The following is an 18941-nucleotide window of genomic DNA, read 5'->3' as shown; positions in this document are numbered from 1 at the left end:
TGGCTGATCCATTCGATGTGCTGAGGCGTTGCTCTGACTTTGTGGGAGCTGACCTTGCCAGCGATGCAGACACCGCGTAGCAACTGGCACTGCATCGATCCCATCGCCGGCAAGACCGGCTCCCACAAACCATCAGCAGCCACACCGCATTGAATGGGTAAGCCCACGTCTAGGCCAAGGTCATCGTCCCCGACAATTCGTGAAGCCCTTTTTGCCTTGCCCCGCGATATTTTTACTTGCGCGCCTTGAGTACGACGAACTTCGGCGTCGCCGCCACTTGCTCTACTCCACGGAACAAACGGGCCAGCTTGCTGTGGTACCCCAGATGACGATTGCCGACGATGTACAGTGCGCCACCCACGACCAACGCTTCGCGGGCTTGCTGGAACATGCGCCAGGCGAGGAAGTCTCCGACCACCTGCTGCTGATGGAAGGGTGGATTGCACAGCACGACGTCCAGGGACTGTGAGGGCTGGGCCGCAAGCCCATCGTCAGCGCGTATGTTGACTTGACGGTCACCCAGCGCCGCTTGCCAGTTCTCCAAGGCTGATTGGGTGGCCATGTAGGACTCATCGATCAGGGTGTAATGTGCCTGGGGATTACTCAAGGCGCTGATAATCGCCAATACACCGTTACCGCAACCCAGATCGGCAACCCGCGCCGACCCGAGGTTATTTGGCAGGTGTGGCAGGAATGCACGGGTACCAATGTCCAGTCCCTCACGGCAGAACACGTTGGCGTGGTTGAGCAGTTCCAGGTGTGGCGTGTCCAGCTGATAACGGGTCGGGTAGGGTGAGCTGGCGGCGGGCTTTGGCTTGAAGGTGGCGATCAGCAGTCGGGCCTTTTTCTTTGCGAGCGAGGCCTGGACCGGGCCAATGTACTTTTCCAGCAAGTCCCCGGCAGCACGGGGCAGGTGCTTGATCATTGCCCCGGCAATCACCTGGGCACCGGGTACCAGATGAGCCTGCAAGCGAATCAGTTGTTCTTCAAGCAGGGCCAGAGTCTTGGGTACACGCACCAGCACCCGGTCGAAGGCACCCTGCCAGTGAAGATTGGCCGGAATGAACGGCACCGCGTCGAACGCCAGGCCGTTGCGCACCAGGTTTTTCTCCAATGCCAGGCGTGCCAGATGTGAATCGCCACTGCTGATGACGTGCAAATGGCGGCTCAGGCTGATGGCCAGTGCACCAAAGCTATCGTTGAGCACCATCACCCGTGCGCTCGTGCTTGGCGCTTGGTCGGCCAGGTGTTCGAGCAGGTACTCGTCGGCCGCATCGAAGGCTTGCAAGGGATCATTGGCTTGCTCGGGCTGGCGAAGCAGTTCGAGTTCGGCGAAGGGGCTGGTTAACAAAGGCATGGACTAAGGCTCTGGGGCATGGTCACACCGCGCACTCGGCGGCGCTTTACAGGAACGTGATTCTACAGGGCTTTGCCAACCAAGGGGTTACCCCAGCAGTCCGCTCATGGCGGCAATTGCAATGGCGCCGGCTTTGTTGCTGGAGTTCATCTTGGTGATGATGCTGCGGATATGGAAATTGACCGTGCTTCGCGACAGCGTAAGGATGCAGGCAATGTCAGCCGCAGTCTTGCCAGCGGCAGACCATTTCAGTACTTCAGTTTCACGGGTGGAGAGTCGGACTGAGAGGGAGGGGGTGGGTGCTTGTCTCTCAACTAGCAGCGTGTGTATCAGGTTGCACAACCAGATGGTTTGCCCGGCGCAATTGTAGAATTCAGGGGTATCAACGGGGGTATGGCTGCGAATCACGGTCAAGATGCTTTCGTTGTGCTGCAAGTCGTGTGCTGATTGGCTCCAGCCAAATCGTAGCCCATGCAGTTGGGCATGCTCCCAGAGCTCCGGCGTCTCTCGGAAGACCTGATCCTGCCAGAGGATGGGCTCTAATGAAATATGGCAATGGGCGACGATTGGGTCGACGCTGACGTAATTGCGAGCCTGGTATCGCTCGTTCCAGGCCGTGGGATAGGTGTTGAAGGTATGGATGTGTGATTTCTGTTGGGGGATGTGGATGCGAAGGGTGAATGAAAAGTATTCCATTCCAAGTTGTTCCACCAAGGATGCCGCCGAGTGAAACATCCGCTGATCATTGGTTTCACTCATCAGTTGTTGAAGCTGCTCTTCCTTCCAGTGGGGCATGGCAATGGTCTCCCTGAAGTGGATCCGAAATGGCAGTGTAGGAAATATCCTAGTGCTTCGCTGGGTCATTTCGTTACAAGCGAATGAATTTTTCGACCGGTTGGTTCTTTGAAATCACTACAAACCAACGGTGTTTATCCGGGTGCGTTTGCGCGACACTGGGCGTATCTGTTTTATGGAGTAAGTCATGACTGCCAGCGCTGAAAAGTTCACCCGCCAGACGTTGCTCGACGTCCAGCCGCTGACCCCCAGCCTGTTCAGCCTGCGTACCACGCGTGATCCGGGGTTCCGTTTTCGTTCCGGCCAGTTCGCCCGCCTGGGGGTAACGAAGGCCGATGGCAGTGTGGTGTGGCGCGCCTATTCGATGGTTTCGTCGCCGTATGACGAGTACCTGGATTTCTTTTCTATTGTGGTACCGGGCGGTGAGTTCACCAGTGAGCTGAGTCGCTTGAGCGAAGGCGACAACTTGCTGATCGATCGGCAGGCCTTCGGCTTTCTGACCCTGGATCGCTTTGTCGATGGTCGCGATCTGTGGTTGCTGGCCACTGGGACTGGCATTGCACCCTTCGTGTCGATCCTGCAGGACTTCGAAGCCTGGGAACGTTTTGACTCGATCAAGCTGGTGTACTCGGTGCGTGAGGCGAAAGAGCTGGCCTACCTGGACCTGATCGCCGGCCTTGAGCAGCGCGAATACCTGGCGCACTATGCGGGCAAGTTGCAGTTCATTCCGGTGGTTACCCGGGAGCCGCACCCTGGCGCCCTCACTGAGCGCATCACCACCCTGATCGAAAATGGCGAGTTGGAACAGGCTGCCGGATTGGCACTGACGCCGGAGCATTCGCGAGTGATGCTGTGTGGCAATCCACAAATGATTGATGACACACGCCAGGTGCTCAAACAGCGCGGTTTGAACTTGAGCCTGAGCCGCCGGCCTGGACAGGTGGCGGTGGAAAACTACTGGTAAATCCAGCAGTGGAAGAAACGGCGCCCTGGAGCGCCGTTTCTGTTCTTGAATTCAGGGTTGCCGATTCTGCGTCTTGAGCAAGTCGCGGATCTCGGTGAGCAGCTCTTCTTCCTTGGTGGGCACTGGCGGCAGGGTTGGCGCTTCTGCTTCTTCACGTTTCAGACGATTGATCGCTTTGACACCCATGAAGATCGCGAAGGCGACGATGATGAAGTCAAGAATGGTCTGAATGAACTTGCCGTAAGCTAGCACCACTGCCGGAATATCACCTTCGGCAGCTTTGAGGGTGACGGCCAGGTCACTGAAGTCGACACCGCCGATCAGCATACCGATCGGTGGCATGATCACATCACCTACAAAGGATGTAACGATTTTGCCAAAGGCCGCGCCGATGATGATACCGACGGCCATGTCGACCACATTCCCTTTGACCGCGAAGGCCTTGAATTCATTGAGCACGCCCATGGTTTATTCCTTGTAACAGATGAGGTTGGTAAACGCAGTGTAAATCAGCTGCGCGCTTCATGCTCCGCGCCGCTATTACAGACTGTGGTTATATCGAATAGTTTTGTCGTTTTCTGTGGCAGTCCGGGTCACACAGGTCGGCTATTATGGTCCCTTTTTCTCGAGGACTGTCTCCCATGGCCAAGGCCAAGCGCATGTACGGCTGCACCGAGTGCGGCGCGACCTTTCCGAAATGGGCTGGGCAGTGCGGCGAGTGCGGTGCCTGGAACACCCTGGTCGAGACCGTGCTGGAAAGTGGCGCAGCCGCAGCACCCAGCGGCCGTACGGGTTGGGCCGGACAGCAGGCACAGATCAAGACCCTGGCTGAAGTCAGCGTCGAAGAGATTCCGCGCTTTACCACCGCCAGCGCCGAGCTGGACAGGGTGTTGGGTGGTGGTCTGGTCGACGGTTCGGTGGTGTTGATCGGTGGCGATCCCGGTATCGGCAAGTCGACCATTCTGTTGCAGACCCTGTGTGCCATCGCCACGCGCATGCCAGCGTTGTATGTCACTGGTGAAGAATCCCAGCAGCAGGTGGCGATGCGTGCCCGGCGCCTGGGCCTGCCCCAGGACCAACTGCGGGTGATGACTGAGACCTGCATCGAGGCGATCATCGCCACTGCGCGAGTGGAAAAGCCCAAGGTCATGGTCATCGACTCAATCCAGACCATCTTCACTGAGCAACTGCAATCGGCACCCGGCGGCGTATCCCAGGTGCGCGAAAGTGCGGCCCTGCTGGTGCGCTATGCCAAGCAGAGTGGGACGGCGATCTTCCTCGTCGGTCATGTCACCAAGGAAGGCGCGCTGGCGGGGCCACGGGTGCTTGAGCACATGGTCGATACTGTCTTGTATTTCGAGGGCGAGTCCGATGGCCGCCTGCGTTTGCTGCGAGCGGTAAAGAACCGCTTTGGTGCGGTCAACGAATTGGGCGTGTTCGGCATGACCGACCGCGGCCTGAAGGAAGTCTCCAACCCTTCGGCAATCTTTCTGACGCGTGCCCAGGAAGAGGTCCCCGGCAGCGTGGTCATGGCTACCTGGGAAGGTACCCGACCGATGCTGGTGGAAGTCCAGGCCCTGGTTGACGACAGCCATTTGTCCAATCCGCGCCGGGTGACCCTGGGCCTGGATCAGAACCGTCTGGCAATGCTCTTGGCGGTACTCCACCGCCATGGCGGGATTCCCACCCATGATCAGGATGTATTCCTTAACGTAGTAGGTGGGGTCAAGGTGCTCGAAACCGCGTCCGACCTGGCGCTGATGGCGGCGATCATGTCCAGCCTGCGCAACCGTCCGCTGGACAATGGCTTGCTGGTGTTCGGCGAGGTTGGCCTGTCGGGGGAAGTACGACCGGTGCCCAGTGGCCAGGAGCGCTTGAAAGAGGCAGCCAAGCATGGCTTCAAGCGCGCCATCGTGCCCAAGGGCAATGCGCCCAAAGAAGCCCCGCCCGGCCTTCAAGTCATTGCTGTGACACGCCTGGAGCAGGCGCTGGACGCATTGTTCGAATAGTTGCCACGGCCGAAAAACAAAAAGGGCCGGTGATGCGCACCGGCCCTGCTTCAATTGCCTTGGGGTCGATCAATGCTCTGAAACGGTCTCTCGTCGCATGGGGGGTTCACCGTGCTCACCTTCGCCCATTACAGGTACTTCCTTGCCCTCAGCATTGAACAGCTTGCCATCCTCGAAGTAATCACCGTCACGCAGCGCGGAAATATCCGAGTAATGGATGGTGCGTTCGTAGGCAGCGGCGAACACTGACTGTTGGTCGGAGTTGCCAGCGGTGAAGTGGTTGAACACCAGGTTCAGGACAATGGCCATGATCGCTGCCGAGCTGATGCCGGAGTGGAAGATGGTCTCAAACCAGTTGGGGAATTGCGCGTAGAAGTTCGGTGCGGCAATCGGGATCATGCCGAAGCCCAGGGAGGCGGCGACGATGATCAGGTTGACGTTGTTCTTGTAGCTGACCTTGGACAGGGTACGGATACCGCTGGCGGCGACGGTGCCGAACAGAACGATACCGGCACCACCAAGTACCGAGGTCGGTACCGCAGCAATCACCCGGCCCATGATCGGCAGAAGACCGAGGACCACCAGAATCACTCCGCCGGTGGCTACCACGTAGCGGCTTTTCACCCCGGTCACGGCGACCAGGCCGACGTTCTGCGCGAAGGCGCTCTGGGTGAAAGAGCCGAAGATCGGCGCCAGGATGCTCGAGGCCATGTCGGCACGCAGGCCATTGCCCAGGCGCTTGGAGTCGACCTTGGTGTCGATGATTTCACCGACAGCGAGAATGTCTGCCGAGGTTTCCACCAATGTCACCATGATCACGATGCACATCGACAGAATCGCAGCGATGTGGAAGGTGGGCATACCGAAGTGGAACGGCGTCGGGAAAGCTACCAACGGACCTTCGAGTACCTTACTGAAGTCAGCCATGCCCAGCGACCAGGCGATCAGGGTACCGATGACCATGGCCAGCAGGATCGACAGGCGTGAGATGGTCGCGCTGCCCAGTTTGCTCAGCACCAGCACGATGACAAACGTCAGTGCCGCCAGGCCAATGTTGGCCATGCTGCCGAAGTCCGGTGCCTTGCTGTTGCCACCCATTACCCAACGCGCAGCGACGGGCATCAGGGTCAGGCCGATGGTGGTGATGACGATACCGGTCACCAGCGGCGGGAAGTACTTGGTGATCCGTGAGAACACCGGCGTGATCAGAAACCCGAGGAAAGACGCCGCCATGACCGCACCCAGAACACCAGGCAAACCGCCACCGCCTTCACTGCTGAGGATAGCGCCCATAGTCGCCACACCGGCAAACGAGACACCTTGCACCAGCGGCAGTTGGCAGCCGAAGAAGGGCAGGCCGAGGGTTTGCAACAGGGTTGCCAGACCACCGGCAAACAGCGATGCGGCGATCAGCAGGCCGATTTCCGCCGGTGTCAGTCCAGCTGCCTGACCGAGGATCAGGGGTACGGCAACAATACCGCCATACATGGTCAGAACGTGTTGCAGGCCGTACGCCAGGTTGGCACCTAGGCCCAGATTCTCGTCTTCGGGACGTGGGGCTGAAGACGTGCTAGAGGAGGACGTATTCATGGGGCGGGTCTCTGTTTTATTGTTGTGGCGCTACTGTAGACAAGTCCTACCCGAGAAGGCCAGAGGAATTGTATACAATATTTTGATTACGTAGGAACAGTCCTACCATGGTTGTGGATTAATGGCTGAATGCAGTTTCTGTTCCAACAGCGCAACACGAGCACCACAGGGCCTCTTGCAGGCACTGTGGTCTCGGGATTAAAGCTGTCTGATTGGACAGGAAAGGTAATCGCAGGCAGATAGGTAGGAAGCTAAGAGTTCCTAAACTTCGATCAGTTCGTGGAACTCGCGCTCCAGTTCAGTGCGATCGGCCAGGTTTAGCTCGATAAGGCGGCACAAGTGCTCAAGCGAGTGCAGGTCAATGTGCTGGCAGATAAAGCCTAACTGCTGATCATCGACATGCCGCAGCTGAACCTGCATCAGCACTTGGGCATCGGCATTCAGATGGATTACGGCGTCAAACAGTTGCTCAGGATCGGCGTTCCAGGGTTCGGGGGATTCGATCAATATGCCCTTCAGGGAAATATCCAGCAGGTTAACTGGCCAGCGTTGCTCGCCCTGCACCAGTTCGGTAGGCGCATCGAAGGGAACACGTTTGAAGCGTCGACGTTCTAGGTGGTCGCTCATGTTCAGGCACTCCGGGGTTCTTCCTGACTATAGCTCAGCACTTGCCAATGCCCGCACAAGGGCGCATAACGAGGTTTGTTCAGCCCCCGTTGAAGGCTCTAGACCAACGTGGGGGGTGGTCTTTCCTGTCAGGATCGCTAGACTCGAAAGGCTGTCTTTTATCCACTAGCTGGAAGCAAACCATGAACAACAATAATAGCCTGCTACGCCACATTCCGTGGCTGGTGCTGGCAGTCATAGGAGCCTGTGCGCTGGGTGTGGTTGCCCTGCGCCGTGGCGAGGCCATCAACGCCTTGTGGATCGTCGTCGCTTCGGTGGCCATCTACTTGGTCGCCTACCGCTACTACAGCCTGTTTATCGCCACCAAGGTGATGCAGCTGGACCCGCGTCGGGCCACCCCGGCGGTGCTTAACAATGATGGTCTGGACTATGTCCCGACCAACAAACACATCCTTTTCGGTCACCACTTTGCCGCTATCGCTGGCGCCGGTCCGCTGGTCGGTCCTGTACTGGCGGCGCAGATGGGCTACCTGCCCGGCACACTCTGGCTGATTGCCGGTGTGGTGCTGGCCGGTGCGGTGCAGGATTTCATGGTCCTGTTCCTCTCCACCCGCCGCAACGGTCGCTCGCTGGGTGACATGGTTCGTGAGGAAATGGGCCGGATTCCGGGCACTATCGCCCTGTTCGGTTGTTTCCTGATCATGATCATCATCCTCGCGGTGTTGGCGCTGATCGTGGTCAAGGCCCTGGCTGAGAGCCCTTGGGGCATGTTCACGGTGATGGCGACCATCCCGATCGCGATGTTCATGGGTATCTACATGCGCTACATCCGCCCGGGCCGTATCGGCGAGATTTCGCTGATGGGCGTGGTGCTGCTGTTGCTGTCGATCTGGCTGGGGGGCCAGGTTGCCGCAGATCCGGTCTGGGGCCCGGCATTCACCTTCACCGGTGTGCAAATCACCTGGATGCTAGTCGGCTACGGCTTTGTTGCTGCAGTTCTGCCGGTCTGGCTGGTGCTGGCACCACGTGACTACCTGTCGACCTTCCTCAAGATCGGCACCATCGTTGGTCTGGCCATCGGTATCCTGATCATCGCCCCTGAGCTGAAAATGCCGGCGTTGACCCAGTTCACCGACGGTACCGGCCCGGTCTGGAAAGGCACTCTGTTCCCGTTCCTGTTCATCACCATCGCCTGTGGCGCGGTGTCGGGCTTCCATGCGCTGATCTCCTCGGGCACCACGCCCAAGCTGCTGGATAACGAAACCAACGCCCGTTACATCGGTTACGGCGGCATGTTGATGGAATCGTTCGTGGCGATCATGGCCATGGTTGCCGCCTCGGTGATTGAGCCTGGCGTGTACTTCGCCATGAACAGCCCGGCGGCAGTGGTCGGCTCCGACGTCGTTTCGGTAGCACAGACCGTCAGCAGCTGGGGTTTTGCGATTACCCCGGATGCCCTGGAGGCGGTGGCCAAAGACATTGGTGAGCACACCATCCTCGCCCGTGCCGGTGGCGCACCGACCTTGGCGGTCGGTATTGCGCAGATTCTTCACCAGGTGCTGCCAGGTGAGAACACCATGGCCTTCTGGTATCACTTCGCGATTCTGTTCGAAGCGCTGTTCATCCTCACCGCAGTGGATGCCGGTACCCGTGCTGGGCGCTTTATGCTTCAGGACCTGCTAGGTAGCTTCGTGCCAGCGCTCAAGCGTACCGAGTCGTGGGGTGCCAACCTGCTCGCTACCGCCGGTTGCGTAGCCCTTTGGGGTTACCTGCTGTATCAAGGTGTGATCGATCCGTTGGGGGGCATCAACACCTTGTGGCCGCTGTTCGGTATCTCTAACCAGATGCTCGCCGGTATCGCGCTGATGCTCGGCACCGTGGTGCTGATCAAGATGAAGCGCCAGCGCTACATGTGGGTCACCTTGCTGCCAGCGGTATGGCTGCTTATCTGCACCACTACTGCAGGTTTCATCAAGCTGTTCGACCCGAACCCGGCGGTCGGCTTCCTGGCTCTGGCCAACAAGTACAGCACTGCGCTCGACGCTGGACAGGTACTGGCCCCGGCCAAGGACATCGGCCAGATGCAGCATGTGATCTTCAACGCCTATACCAACGCTGGTCTGACCATCCTGTTCCTGTTCGTGGTCTTCAGTATCTTGTTCTTTGCCCTCAAGGTCGGTATTGCCGCCCTGGGTAAAAAAGAGCGGACTGACAAAGAATCCCCGTTCCAGGCATTGCCGGATGCGTAACCGAAGAGGAATGCAGTAATGTTCAACGATCTCGGTCGACTGGGTAAGTACCTGGGGCAGGCAGCCCGCCTGATGGTCGGCATGCCCGACTACGACAACTACGTCGAGCATATGCAGACCAAACACCCGGACAAGCCGGTGATGAGCTACGAGGCGTTCTTCCGCGAGCGCCAAGAAGCACGTTACGGTGGCAAGGGTGGGCCCAAGTGCTGTTGAAAAACGGCGACTGATGGCATGTGACAAACCTGTGGGAGTCCGGTACGCCGGGCTCCCACAGTTATTTTCAGAACAGGAGATTTCCGATTGCACGCGCCCATTCCCGTAACAGTACTCAGCGGTTTTCTGGGAGCCGGCAAGACCACCTTGCTGCGCCATCTACTCAAGGCCGAGCATGGCCTAAAGATCGCTGTGATCGAAAACGAATTCAGTGATGCCGGCATTGACAGCCAATTGTTGGGTGACGAGCCGGTGCAGGTCATGACCTTGGCCAATGGCTGTGTCTGCTGCAGCATTCATGGCGACCTGACCCGCGCCCTGTTCCTGCTACTTGAGCGCCTGGACGCTGGCGAAATTGCTTTCGACCGCCTGGTGATCGAGTGCACCGGCCTTGCCGACCCGGCGCCGGTAGCGCAGACCTTCTTTATCGACGAGGAATTGCGTGAACGCTACATCCTCGACGGCATCATCACCCTGGTCGATGCGGCGCATGCCGAACAGCACTTGGCGCAAGCCATTGCACAGGCTCAGGTGGGGTTTGCTGATCGTCTATTGGTGAGTAAAACCGATCTGGTTGATAGCGACAGTTTCCAAGCGCTGAGCGAGCGGCTGGGGAGAATCAACCGCCGGGCGCCAATCCGGGTAGTGGATCACGGCAAGATCGATTTGGCTGAGATGCTCGACGTGCGTGGTTTCAACCTCAATGCTGATCTTGGGGGCGGTCTGAGCCTGCGTCCGGTCAGTCAGGCAGTCACCCCGGATCGCATCTCCAGCCTGGTGCTGCGCACCGATACTCCGCTGGATATCGATCGGCTCAGCGACTTCATGAATCAGTTGCTGGAAGATCATGGCAAGCAGCTGTTGCGCTATAAGGGAGTGCTCAATATCGCTGGGGAAGATCGGCGCTTGGTGTTCCAGGGCGTATTGAAACTCTATGGTTTTGACTGGGATACCGAGTGGGCCGAGGGGGAGGTACGCGAGAGCGTGATGGTCTTTATCGCCGATGAACTGCCGGAGGCGAAGATTCGGGCGGGGTTCGAGGCGTTGAGTTGATCTGCTACAGGTGAACCCCGGCTTGGCCGGGGTTCTTTTTGTGGACATTGTACTTTCACGCCTCATTTATGGGGGGAAGAAGGCCGCACCTTCCACACGTCCGGCAGCGAGCTGCGTCGAAGTCGTGAAAAATCTTTAGCCGCCCCCGATTCAAATTTCATAGGGGCTGCTGAGCCAGGGAACGCTGCGTTCCAGAACCTTCAATGTCCATACCGTCGATAGATCGCCTCGGGTTTTGAGGTACTCATACGGCGAGTTCGAACGCCGTCCCTTCGAGACGCTCAAGCCGTTGTGGGTCAGTGTGATCTGATGCTCATCACCTGCCAGGTCGCTCAGACTGACGATTTGGCCTTCAGAGCTCCTCAACGCGAAGGCGCTGGGATCGTTCTGGTCAGTCGATACCACGCCAAGGTGGGAGTGGTCATGGACCCATACACCCTTGCCGAAGTGGTCGCCTGGCTCCCGGACGTACAGGCGATAGCCAGCAGGCGTTTGGCGAAAATAGAACAGCATCGGTTTTTTGCTAATGCCAGCCTGGCAGCTGAGCATGTGTGAATCGTTGCGAACGGTGCTGGCAAGCTGGGGCAAGACCCCCGCGCCACCTAGTCTGTTGACCCAGGCGGCCTTGCCAATGAGGGTGTCTAGCGTGTTAATGGGCTGATCGTTCAGCCATAACGTGGCGAGAAATGATTGTTGCTTGTGCGTAAGCATCTTGACGTAGTCTCAACATGGGCGCCTGTGTGGTCTAAGCGCGGGATTTCAGACTATGTCTATCGACGTACCTTGTGCGCAGGGAATGCCCATACCGTCAAGGCAACAAAAAGCCCGGCACAAGGCCAGGCTTTTTTCACATCAGTGAGCTGCGATCAGTTGCCGTAAACCGGCAGCTTGGCGCAGATGGCCTTGACCTTCTCACGAACGGCGTCGATCACCGCTTCGTTGTTCAGGTCAGCCAGGATGTCGCAGATCCAGCCAGCCAGTTCTTTACATTCTGCTTCTTTGAAACCACGGGTGGTCACAGCCGGGGTGCCGAAGCGCAGGCCGGAGGTGACGAACGGGGAACGTGGGTCGTTGGGTACCGAGTTCTTGTTGACGGTGATGAAGGCCTTGCCCAGCGCGGCGTCGGCATCTTTACCGGAGATTTCCTGCTTGATCAGCGACAGCAGGAACAGGTGGTTCTCAGTACCACCGGAGACCACGTCAAAGCCGCGCTCGATGAACACGCCAGCCATGGCCTGGGCGTTTTTCACCACTTGCTGCTGGTAAGCCTTGAACTCAGGCTGCAGGGCTTCCTTGAAGCAGATTGCCTTGGCGGCAATGACGTGCTCCAGCGGGCCGCCTTGGGCGCCTGGGAATACAGCTGAGTTCAGCTTCTTCTCGATCTCGGCGTTGGCGCGGGCGAGGATCAGGCCGCCACGTGGGCCACGCAGGGTCTTGTGGGTGGTGGTAGTAACGACGTCAGCGAATGGCACTGGGTTCGGGTACACGCCTGCAGCGACCAGGCCGGCAACGTGGGCCATGTCGACGAACAGGTAAGCACCGACCTTGTCGGCGATTTCGCGGAAGCGTGGGAAATCCAGAATCTGCGAGTAGGCAGAGAAACCGGCAACGATCATCTTCGGCTTGTGTTCAACAGCCAGGCGCTCGACTTCGTCGTAGTCGATCAGGCCGTTGGCGTCGATACCGTACTGGACAGCGTTGTACAGTTTGCCCGAGGAGCTGACGTTGGCGCCGTGGGTCAGGTGACCACCGTGGGCCAGGCTCATGCCCAGGATGGTGTCACCGGCCGACAGCAGGGCCAGGTAAACAGCAGCGTTAGCTTGCGAGCCAGCGTGCGGCTGGACGTTGGCGTAGTCGGCGCCAAACAGTTCCTTGGCGCGGTCGATGGCCAGTTGCTCGACCACGTCGACGTATTCGCAGCCGCCGTAGTAGCGCTTGCCTGGGTAACCTTCGGCGTATTTGTTGGTCAGAACCGAGCCCTGGGCTTCCATGACAGCCGGGCTGGTGTAGTTTTCCGACGCAATCAGCTCGATGTGCTCTTCCTGGCGCTGAGCTTCTTGCTCCATGGCGGCAAAGAGATCGGCGTCGTACTTGGCAATGGTCAAATCACGGCTGAACATGGCGGTCCTCAAGGATCGTGCTGAAATAGGCGGGCATTCTACCTCATCAGCTTTTGTCTGGCATATGAAAGGGCATCATGTCGCAGACAAATGGGGCTCATGAGCGACAAGCTGCAAGCTTCTAGCACCAAGCTAAAGGCCGGTAACGCGGCGCTTCTCTCTTGCCGCTTGCAGCCTACTCAAACATGAACAAGGTTTCGTTGCTGAACTGCGCCTCGAACTGGCTGGCCGGCATCGGTCGCCCGAACAGGTAGCCCTGTACCTCGTCACAGCCGTGCTCACGAAGGAACTCCAGTTGCTCATGGGTTTCCACACCTTCGGCAATCACCGCCAGGTTCAGGCTGTGGGCCATGGCGATGATCGCCCGGGCGATCTGCGCGTCCTGTTCGCCTTCGGGCAAGCCGTCGACGAAGGTGCGGTCGATCTTCAGCACATCGATGGGGAACTGCTTGAGGTAGTTGAGCGACGAGTAACCGGTGCCGAAATCATCAACGGCAATGCTCAGGCCGAGTTTCTTCAGGCTGTCGAGGATCACCATGGCCTCGTTGACTTCACGCATCAGGATACTCTCGGTCAGTTCCAGCTCCAGGCATGCCGGCGGCAGACCGGTGTCCTTGAGGATCGTGGCGATACGCGTGCCCAGCTGGCCATCGGAGAACTGCCGGGCCGAGATGTTCACCGAAACCTTGGGTACCCGCACCTTGGTTTGATGCCAGGTTTTGAGCTGGCGGCAGGCTTCCTTGAGTACCCAGTCGCCGACATCCACCACCAGCCCCAGTTCTTCGATCACCGGGATAAAGTCGCCCGGCGGCACCAGACCGCGACGAGGATGGCGCCAGCGCAGCAGGGCTTCGGCACCGGTCAGGCGCTTGCCGTCGCCGCTGAACTGCGGTTGGTAATAAAGAATGAACTCGTTCTGTTCCAGGGCATGACGCAGGTCGCTTTCCAGTTCCAGACGTTCCAAGGCACTGGCGTTCATGTCAGCCTGGTAGAACTGGAAATTGTTCTTGCCACGTTCCTTGGCGTGGTACATGGCCGTGTCGGCGTTCTTCATCAGTTGACTGAGCTCGCTGCCGTCTTGCGGGCTCAGGGCAATGCCGATACTGGCGGTGACGAAGAACTCGCGGTTTTCCAAGACGAATGGCCGCACCAGGCTCGCGAGAATTTGCTCGGCGACATGGATGGCGCGGTTCAGGGCCATTTCCCGCGTCGCCCGTGGTTGCAGCAGCAGGGTGAACTCGTCACCGCCCATGCGCGCCACGGTGTCGTCATCATCAACACAATCGAGCAGGCGCTCGGCCATGTCCTTGAGCATACGGTCACCGGCGGCATGCCCAAGCGAGTCGTTGATCGGTTTGAAACGGTCCAGGTCGAGGAACATCAGCACCACCCAGGCCTTTTGCCGTTCGGCCTGTTGCAGCGCGGTGTGCAGACGATCCTGGAACAATGTGCGGTTGGGCAGGTGGGTCAGGGCGTCGTAGTAGGCCAGGCGGTGAATACGTTGCTCACTGGCCTTGCGTTCGCTGATGTCGGTGAAAAAGCACACGTAGCTGGCCAGGTCGCCTTCGTCATCAAGCACCGCAGTGATACCGACCCACGCGGGGTAGTGTTCGCCGTTACGCCGTTTGAGCCACACTTCACCTTCCCAGGTGCCGCGCTGGCTGAGCTGCTTGAGCACATAGCGCAAATGAGCTTCCTGGTGTTCGTCGACAGTGAGCATGCCCGGCAACTGATCGAGCACATCGGCCACCGCGTGGCCACTGACTCGGCTGAAGGCTTCGTTGGCCTGAACGATATAACCGGCAGGGTCGGTGATGAGGATGGCCGACGTCGAGTGTTCGAAAACCGTGGCGGCCATGCGCAAGTCTTTTTCGGCGCGGCGCTGTTGGCTGATGTCGCGACCGACACCGAGGATACCTTCGAAGCGTTCATGGTCGTCCCAGACCAGCACCAGACGCAATTCAATCGGAATCTTGCGCCCATCGGCGCGCAGGCAGTCGAACAGAAACAGCTGATTGGGCAGCTGTGTGCGCAGTTGCTCCAATTGTTCGGGGTTGCCCAAGGCACGATTGACTCGTTCGATCAGGGCGTAAATGCCGGTCAACTGCGCGGGATTGGCGATGGTCGAGTGCCAGCCGTTGTCAAAGATCCAGCTGACTTCATAGCCCAGCACTGTTTGCACGGAGGGGCTGACATAGTTGAGCTGCAAATGACTGTCGGTGGAGAAGATCACGTCGCTGATGCTTTCGGCGAGCATGCGGTAGCGCTGTTCGCTGTCGCGTAGCGATTCGCTGGCTTCGATTTGATCGGTGACGTCCTTGCCTACGCCGATAATCCGGGTGACAACGCCTTGGCCGTCGCGGGTCAGTGCTTGTTCGCGGATATCGAAGCGCCGCCAGCGTTGATCGAGGTGGCGGAAGCGCAGCTGACAATGCAGCTGTTCGGCACAATCAGAGCTGAGCAACTTTTGCCGGTTGTGCCGATACAGTTGAGCGTCGTCCGGGTGCAGTAGAATTTCCCAGAATCGCTCGCCCATTTGTGCCAGTTGCGTGCGGTCGTAACCCAGGGTCTGGCCCAGGTTGCGGTTACTGAAGATCATTCGCTGGCTTTGTACATCCTGCACGTAGAGCTGGTCAGGCACAGTGCGCACGACGTTCGACCAGAAACTTTCGCGCTCAAGCAATGACAGCTCCACCTGCTTGCGGCTGGTGATGTCGCTGATGCTGAGAATGACCGCTTCGTAATCGCGACGATGCTCGGGGAATTTCACCATCAGCCAGAGGTGCAGGTCCTGGCCCTCGACAATCGGCAGGCGCACTTCCAGCTCCAGCTGTTGCTGATTGTCCAGAATCGCTTCAAGCAGTTGCACACCGATGCCATCTGTACCGGCATCAGTGCCCTGCACCAGTCGCTGCCAAGCCTGATTGCAGCAGTTGACCCCGAGTAGTTGCAGGGCCACCTGGTTGACCTCGGTCACTTTCAATTCTTGCAGCAACGTGTGCAGCAGCGACTGGTCGAAAGCCAGGCGCTGCTGCAAGGCTTGGCGACTGCGCAGGCGATGGCGTTCAAATTGAGTGGATAATCCGGAAAGATCCAGCACGCACAGGGCAACGCCGGTACCTTCGAAAATATCGTGATAGCGCCGACGGCTCTCATGCAGCATGCGATGGCGACGACGCATGTTGATCAACGCGAGCAGGGGAATCAGGGCACAAAACAGGCCGAGCACGCATTTACCGATCAATGCAGGCAGCAGTTGTTGGCGAGCCAGCCCAGCGTCGAACAAGCCACGAAGCTGCCAGGTACTGTTGTCGAGGAACGCCAGCATAACGCTTTGCAAGGGTTCGTCACTGCCTGGAGCGGGTTGATGGCGATTAATGACCTCACCGGTACGGCTGTTTTCAAGGAGCCACAACGGGTGGTTGGGGCGGTCCAGGTGCGACGTCAGTTCGCTGTAGTACGCCGAGCTCAGGCGCAACAGCCAGTAGCCCGAGGCGTCGCCAGGCTGGCGCAGCAACAGGTAAATATGCTGATTGTCAGCGGTATTGCTGTAGTAGAAGTTGCGGCCCTGGTTCAACTGCACCAACGTTTCAAGGGCACTGCGATCCGGCGTCTGGCCGAGACTGTCGACGATGACATCGCCATGTGCGTCGATCCAGGCCAGGCTTTGCAAGGTCGGCATCCGTTCCTGTAGCCGCGCCAGTAACTCAGGCAGTTGCGCAGGGCCTGGCGACGAACGGTAAGGCTGAACAATAGTGTGGGCGACCTGCGCCTTGAGCGACATGTTCAAGGCCAAGTGGTCGGCCAGCTCGGCACTGGCATCGACGCTGTTTTGGTATTGATCGGCCTGGGTGTGGCGGTACTGGTCGAGCAGTTGCCAGAGCAGCAAGCCCAGAAGCAGCAGGACCAATACGGCCAGCGCGCTTTTCAGTGAACCACGCAATGCAGAGCCGGGCGCGTTGGACGGTTTGCGCAGGGATGTCGGCTGGATGAGATTGGTCAAGCGATGATCCTGCGGTATGGCTGGATGGCAGGTTTTGAGCTGCTGGTTGGCATAGGCCGCGGTCCTGGCGGCTACTCGGGCCTCGCACTATAAGCCCGACGCCCAGAGGGCGGCTAGCATGCCCGCAATTATGGCAAAGTGCCAGCCCTGTTCGTCGGCGGTTTGCCCAACAAGGCGCATTGCGGTAGCTTTGGCCCTTTCCAGGGGGCTGTGGCTCCCTTCATCTGTTTCGCGCTCATTTTTCGTCTCTGACGCTAGGTTTTTCCATGGCTCAATATGTCTACACCATGCATCGGCTGGGCAAAGTTGTCCCGCCGAAGCGGGAAATTTTGAAGAACATCTCCCTGTCGTTTTTCCCCGGCGCCAAGATCGGCGTGCTCGGCCTGAACGGCTCGGGTAAATCCACCTTGCTCAAAATCATGGCCGGCGTCGACAAAGAGTTCGACGGCGAAGCCCGTCCGATGCCGGACCTGAACATCGGCTACCTGCCACAGGAACCGCAGCTGGACCCGACCAAGACCGTGCGTGAAGTGGTCGAAGAAGCGGTGAGCGTAATCAAGGATGCCCAGGCGCGCCTGGACGAGGTTTACGCCGCTTACGCCGAACCTGATGCCGATTTCGACAAGCTGGCCGCTGAACAGGCCAAGCTGGAAGCGATCCTGCAGGCCAGCGACGGTCACAACTTGGAACGTCAACTGGAAGTCGCCGCCGACGCCCTGCGTCTGCCAGCCTGGGACGCCAAGGTCGAACACCTGTCCGGTGGTGAAAAGCGCCGTGTGGCCCTGTGCCGCCTGCTGCTGTCGGCTCCCGACATGCTCCTGCTCGACGAACCCACCAACCACCTGGATGCCGACTCTGTCGCTTGGCTGGAACACTTCCTCCACGACTTCCCGGGCACCGTAGTAGCGATCACCCACGACCGTTACTTCCTCGACAACGTCGCGGGCTGGATCCTCGAACTCGACCGCGGCGCTGGTATTCCATACGAAGGCAACTATTCGGGTTGGCTGGAAGCCAAGTCCGATCGACTGGCCCAGGAATCCAAGCAGCAGTCGGCCCATGAAAAGGCCATGAAGGAAGAGCTGGAGTGGGTGCGCAAAGGCGCCAAGGCCCGTCAGTCCAAATCCAAGGCTCGTCTGCAACGCTTCGAAGAGATGCAGTCGCAGGAATTCCAGAAGCGCAGCGAAACCAATGAGATCTACATCCCGGCCGGTCCGCGCCTGGGTGACAAGGTCATTGAATTCAAGAACGTCACTAAGGGTTACGGCGATCGCGTGTTGATCGACAACCTGTCGTTCAGCATGCCAAAAGGTGCCATCGTCGGTGTTATCGGCGGTAACGGTGCGGGTAAGTCGACCTTGTTCCGCATGCTGATGGGCAAGGAACAGCCGGACTCGGGCAGCATCGAGATCGGTGAAACCGTGCAACTGGCCTGTGTTGACCAGAGCCGTGAAGACCTGGACGGCAGCAAGACCGTGTTCCAGCAAATCTCCGATGGTTCCGACCAACTGCGTATCGGCACCTACGAGATTCCGTCGCGTACCTACGTTGGCCGCTTCAACTTCAAAGGTGGCGACCAGCAGAAGTTCGTCAAGGACCTCTCCGGGGGTGAGCGCGGCCGTCTGCACCTGGCACTGACCCTAAAAGAGGGTGGCAACGTCCTGCTGCTCGACGAACCGTCCAACGACCTCGACGTAGAAACCCTGCGTTCGCTGGAAGAAGCCCTGCTGGACTTCCCGGGTGCGGCCATCGTGATCTCTCACGATCGCTGGTTCCTGGACCGTGTGGCCACCCACATCCTGGCTTACGAAGATGATTCGCAAGCGGTGTTCTTCGAAGGTAACTACACCGAGTACGAAGCTGATCGCAAGAAGCGTCTCGGCGAAGCCGCTGCCCAGCCGCATCGGGTACGGCACAAAAAACTGGCATAACCTTCACGGTTTTGCACAAAAACGGGA

The 18941-nt window shown here is 58.7% G+C and carries 14 protein-coding genes; 6 read left to right on the top strand and 8 right to left on the bottom strand.

What is annotated here, in order from left to right:
* Nucleotides 1–232 precede the first annotated feature (232 nt).
* Together CX511_RS22690 and CX511_RS22685 are read right to left on the bottom strand one after the other, a co-directional pair.
* Nucleotides 233–1357, bottom strand: a complete 1125-nt coding sequence (locus CX511_RS22690; RefSeq protein WP_101292797.1) for a methyltransferase — start codon at nucleotides 1355–1357, stop codon at nucleotides 233–235.
* 87 nt (nucleotides 1358–1444) lie between these two features.
* On the bottom strand, nucleotides 1445–2152 hold the full coding sequence (locus tag CX511_RS22685; RefSeq protein WP_101292795.1) for an autoinducer binding domain-containing protein: 708 nt from the start codon (nucleotides 2150–2152) through the stop codon (nucleotides 1445–1447).
* 187 nt (nucleotides 2153–2339) lie between these two features.
* On the opposite strand from CX511_RS22685, the gene CX511_RS22680 reads away from it, so the two are divergent.
* Nucleotides 2340–3116 (top strand): ferredoxin--NADP reductase, encoded by a 777-nt coding sequence (locus CX511_RS22680; RefSeq protein ID WP_045187936.1) that lies wholly within the window; start codon nucleotides 2340–2342, stop codon nucleotides 3114–3116.
* A gap of 51 nt (nucleotides 3117–3167) precedes the next feature.
* On the opposite strand, the gene mscL is transcribed toward CX511_RS22680, so the two are convergent.
* A complete protein-coding gene (mscL, locus tag CX511_RS22675; protein ID WP_045187938.1) occupies nucleotides 3168–3581 on the bottom strand; it encodes a large-conductance mechanosensitive channel protein MscL in 414 nt (137 codons plus the stop codon).
* A gap of 176 nt (nucleotides 3582–3757) precedes the next feature.
* On the opposite strand from mscL, the gene radA reads away from it, so the two are divergent.
* Nucleotides 3758–5125 (top strand): DNA repair protein RadA, encoded by a 1368-nt coding sequence (gene radA / locus CX511_RS22670; protein ID WP_045187939.1) that lies wholly within the window; start codon nucleotides 3758–3760, stop codon nucleotides 5123–5125.
* Nucleotides 5126–5194: 69 nt separating this feature from the next.
* Here the strand turns inward: radA and CX511_RS22665 are convergent, their stop codons facing one another.
* Together CX511_RS22665 and CX511_RS22660 are read right to left on the bottom strand one after the other, a co-directional pair.
* A complete protein-coding gene (locus CX511_RS22665) occupies nucleotides 5195–6715 on the bottom strand; it encodes a nucleobase:cation symporter-2 family protein (RefSeq protein WP_101292793.1) in 1521 nt (506 codons plus the stop codon).
* Nucleotides 6716–6976: 261 nt separating this feature from the next.
* A complete protein-coding gene (locus CX511_RS22660; RefSeq protein ID WP_045187943.1) occupies nucleotides 6977–7342 on the bottom strand; it encodes a PilZ domain-containing protein in 366 nt (121 codons plus the stop codon).
* Nucleotides 7343–7524: 182 nt separating this feature from the next.
* Here CX511_RS22660 and CX511_RS22655 point away from each other — a divergent pair, with 182 nt between their 5' ends.
* The 3 genes from CX511_RS22655 to yjiA all read left to right on the top strand — a co-directional run bounded on the left by CX511_RS22655 (nucleotide 7525) and on the right by yjiA (nucleotide 10860).
* Nucleotides 7525–9591: a carbon starvation CstA family protein gene (locus CX511_RS22655; protein WP_045187945.1), complete on the top strand. Its 2067-nt coding sequence runs from the start codon at nucleotides 7525–7527 to the stop codon at nucleotides 9589–9591.
* Between the two features lie 18 nt (nucleotides 9592–9609).
* Nucleotides 9610–9807, top strand: a complete 198-nt coding sequence (locus CX511_RS22650; protein WP_028944033.1) for a YbdD/YjiX family protein — start codon at nucleotides 9610–9612, stop codon at nucleotides 9805–9807.
* 87 nt (nucleotides 9808–9894) lie between these two features.
* Nucleotides 9895–10860, top strand: a complete 966-nt coding sequence (yjiA, locus tag CX511_RS22645) for a GTPase (protein WP_045187947.1) — start codon at nucleotides 9895–9897, stop codon at nucleotides 10858–10860.
* Between the two features lie 150 nt (nucleotides 10861–11010).
* Here the strand turns inward: yjiA and CX511_RS22640 are convergent, their stop codons facing one another.
* The 3 genes from CX511_RS22640 to CX511_RS22630 all read right to left on the bottom strand — a co-directional run bounded on the left by CX511_RS22640 (nucleotide 11011) and on the right by CX511_RS22630 (nucleotide 16983).
* Nucleotides 11011–11409: a hypothetical protein gene (locus CX511_RS22640; protein WP_143527726.1), complete on the bottom strand. Its 399-nt coding sequence runs from the start codon at nucleotides 11407–11409 to the stop codon at nucleotides 11011–11013.
* A 317-nt stretch (nucleotides 11410–11726) separates the two neighbouring features.
* Complete coding sequence (gene glyA / locus CX511_RS22635; protein WP_045187951.1) at nucleotides 11727–12980, bottom strand: serine hydroxymethyltransferase; 1254 nt, start codon at nucleotides 12978–12980, stop codon at nucleotides 11727–11729.
* A 175-nt stretch (nucleotides 12981–13155) separates the two neighbouring features.
* On the bottom strand, nucleotides 13156–16983 hold the full coding sequence (locus CX511_RS22630) for an EAL domain-containing protein (protein ID WP_101292789.1): 3828 nt from the start codon (nucleotides 16981–16983) through the stop codon (nucleotides 13156–13158).
* A gap of 266 nt (nucleotides 16984–17249) precedes the next feature.
* On the opposite strand from CX511_RS22630, the gene ettA reads away from it, so the two are divergent.
* On the top strand, nucleotides 17250–18914 hold the full coding sequence (gene ettA / locus CX511_RS22625; RefSeq protein ID WP_028944037.1) for an energy-dependent translational throttle protein EttA: 1665 nt from the start codon (nucleotides 17250–17252) through the stop codon (nucleotides 18912–18914).
* Nucleotides 18915–18941: the final 27 nt, after the last annotated feature.

This window comes from Pseudomonas sp. S06B 330 (assembly GCF_002845275.2).
Classification (GTDB): domain Bacteria; phylum Pseudomonadota; class Gammaproteobacteria; order Pseudomonadales; family Pseudomonadaceae; genus Aquipseudomonas.
Note: the sequence above shows the minus strand (reverse complement) of the source record. Positions and strands in the feature narration are given on the sequence as shown.

Bases quoted from the DNA above. Each gene is read 5' to 3' on its own strand.
- CX511_RS22690 (WP_101292797.1), bottom strand. From the start codon at position 1,357: ATGCCTTTGTTAACCAGCCCCTTCGCCGAACTCGAACTGCTTCGCCAG.
- CX511_RS22685 (WP_101292795.1), bottom strand. From the start codon at position 2,152: ATGCCCCACTGGAAGGAAGAGCAGCTTCAACAACTGATGAGTGAAACC.
- CX511_RS22680 (WP_045187936.1), top strand. From the start codon at position 2,340: ATGACTGCCAGCGCTGAAAAGTTCACCCGCCAGACGTTGCTCGACGTC.
- mscL (WP_045187938.1), bottom strand. From the start codon at position 3,581: ATGGGCGTGCTCAATGAATTCAAGGCCTTCGCGGTCAAAGGGAATGTG.
- radA (WP_045187939.1), top strand. From the start codon at position 3,758: ATGGCCAAGGCCAAGCGCATGTACGGCTGCACCGAGTGCGGCGCGACC.
- CX511_RS22665 (WP_101292793.1), bottom strand. From the start codon at position 6,715: ATGAATACGTCCTCCTCTAGCACGTCTTCAGCCCCACGTCCCGAAGAC.
- CX511_RS22660 (WP_045187943.1), bottom strand. From the start codon at position 7,342: ATGAGCGACCACCTAGAACGTCGACGCTTCAAACGTGTTCCCTTCGAT.
- CX511_RS22655 (WP_045187945.1), top strand. From the start codon at position 7,525: ATGAACAACAATAATAGCCTGCTACGCCACATTCCGTGGCTGGTGCTG.
- CX511_RS22650 (WP_028944033.1), top strand. From the start codon at position 9,610: ATGTTCAACGATCTCGGTCGACTGGGTAAGTACCTGGGGCAGGCAGCC.
- CX511_RS22640 (WP_143527726.1), bottom strand. From the start codon at position 11,409: ATGCTCAGCTGCCAGGCTGGCATTAGCAAAAAACCGATGCTGTTCTAT.
- glyA (WP_045187951.1), bottom strand. From the start codon at position 12,980: ATGTTCAGCCGTGATTTGACCATTGCCAAGTACGACGCCGATCTCTTT.
- ettA (WP_028944037.1), top strand. From the start codon at position 17,250: ATGGCTCAATATGTCTACACCATGCATCGGCTGGGCAAAGTTGTCCCG.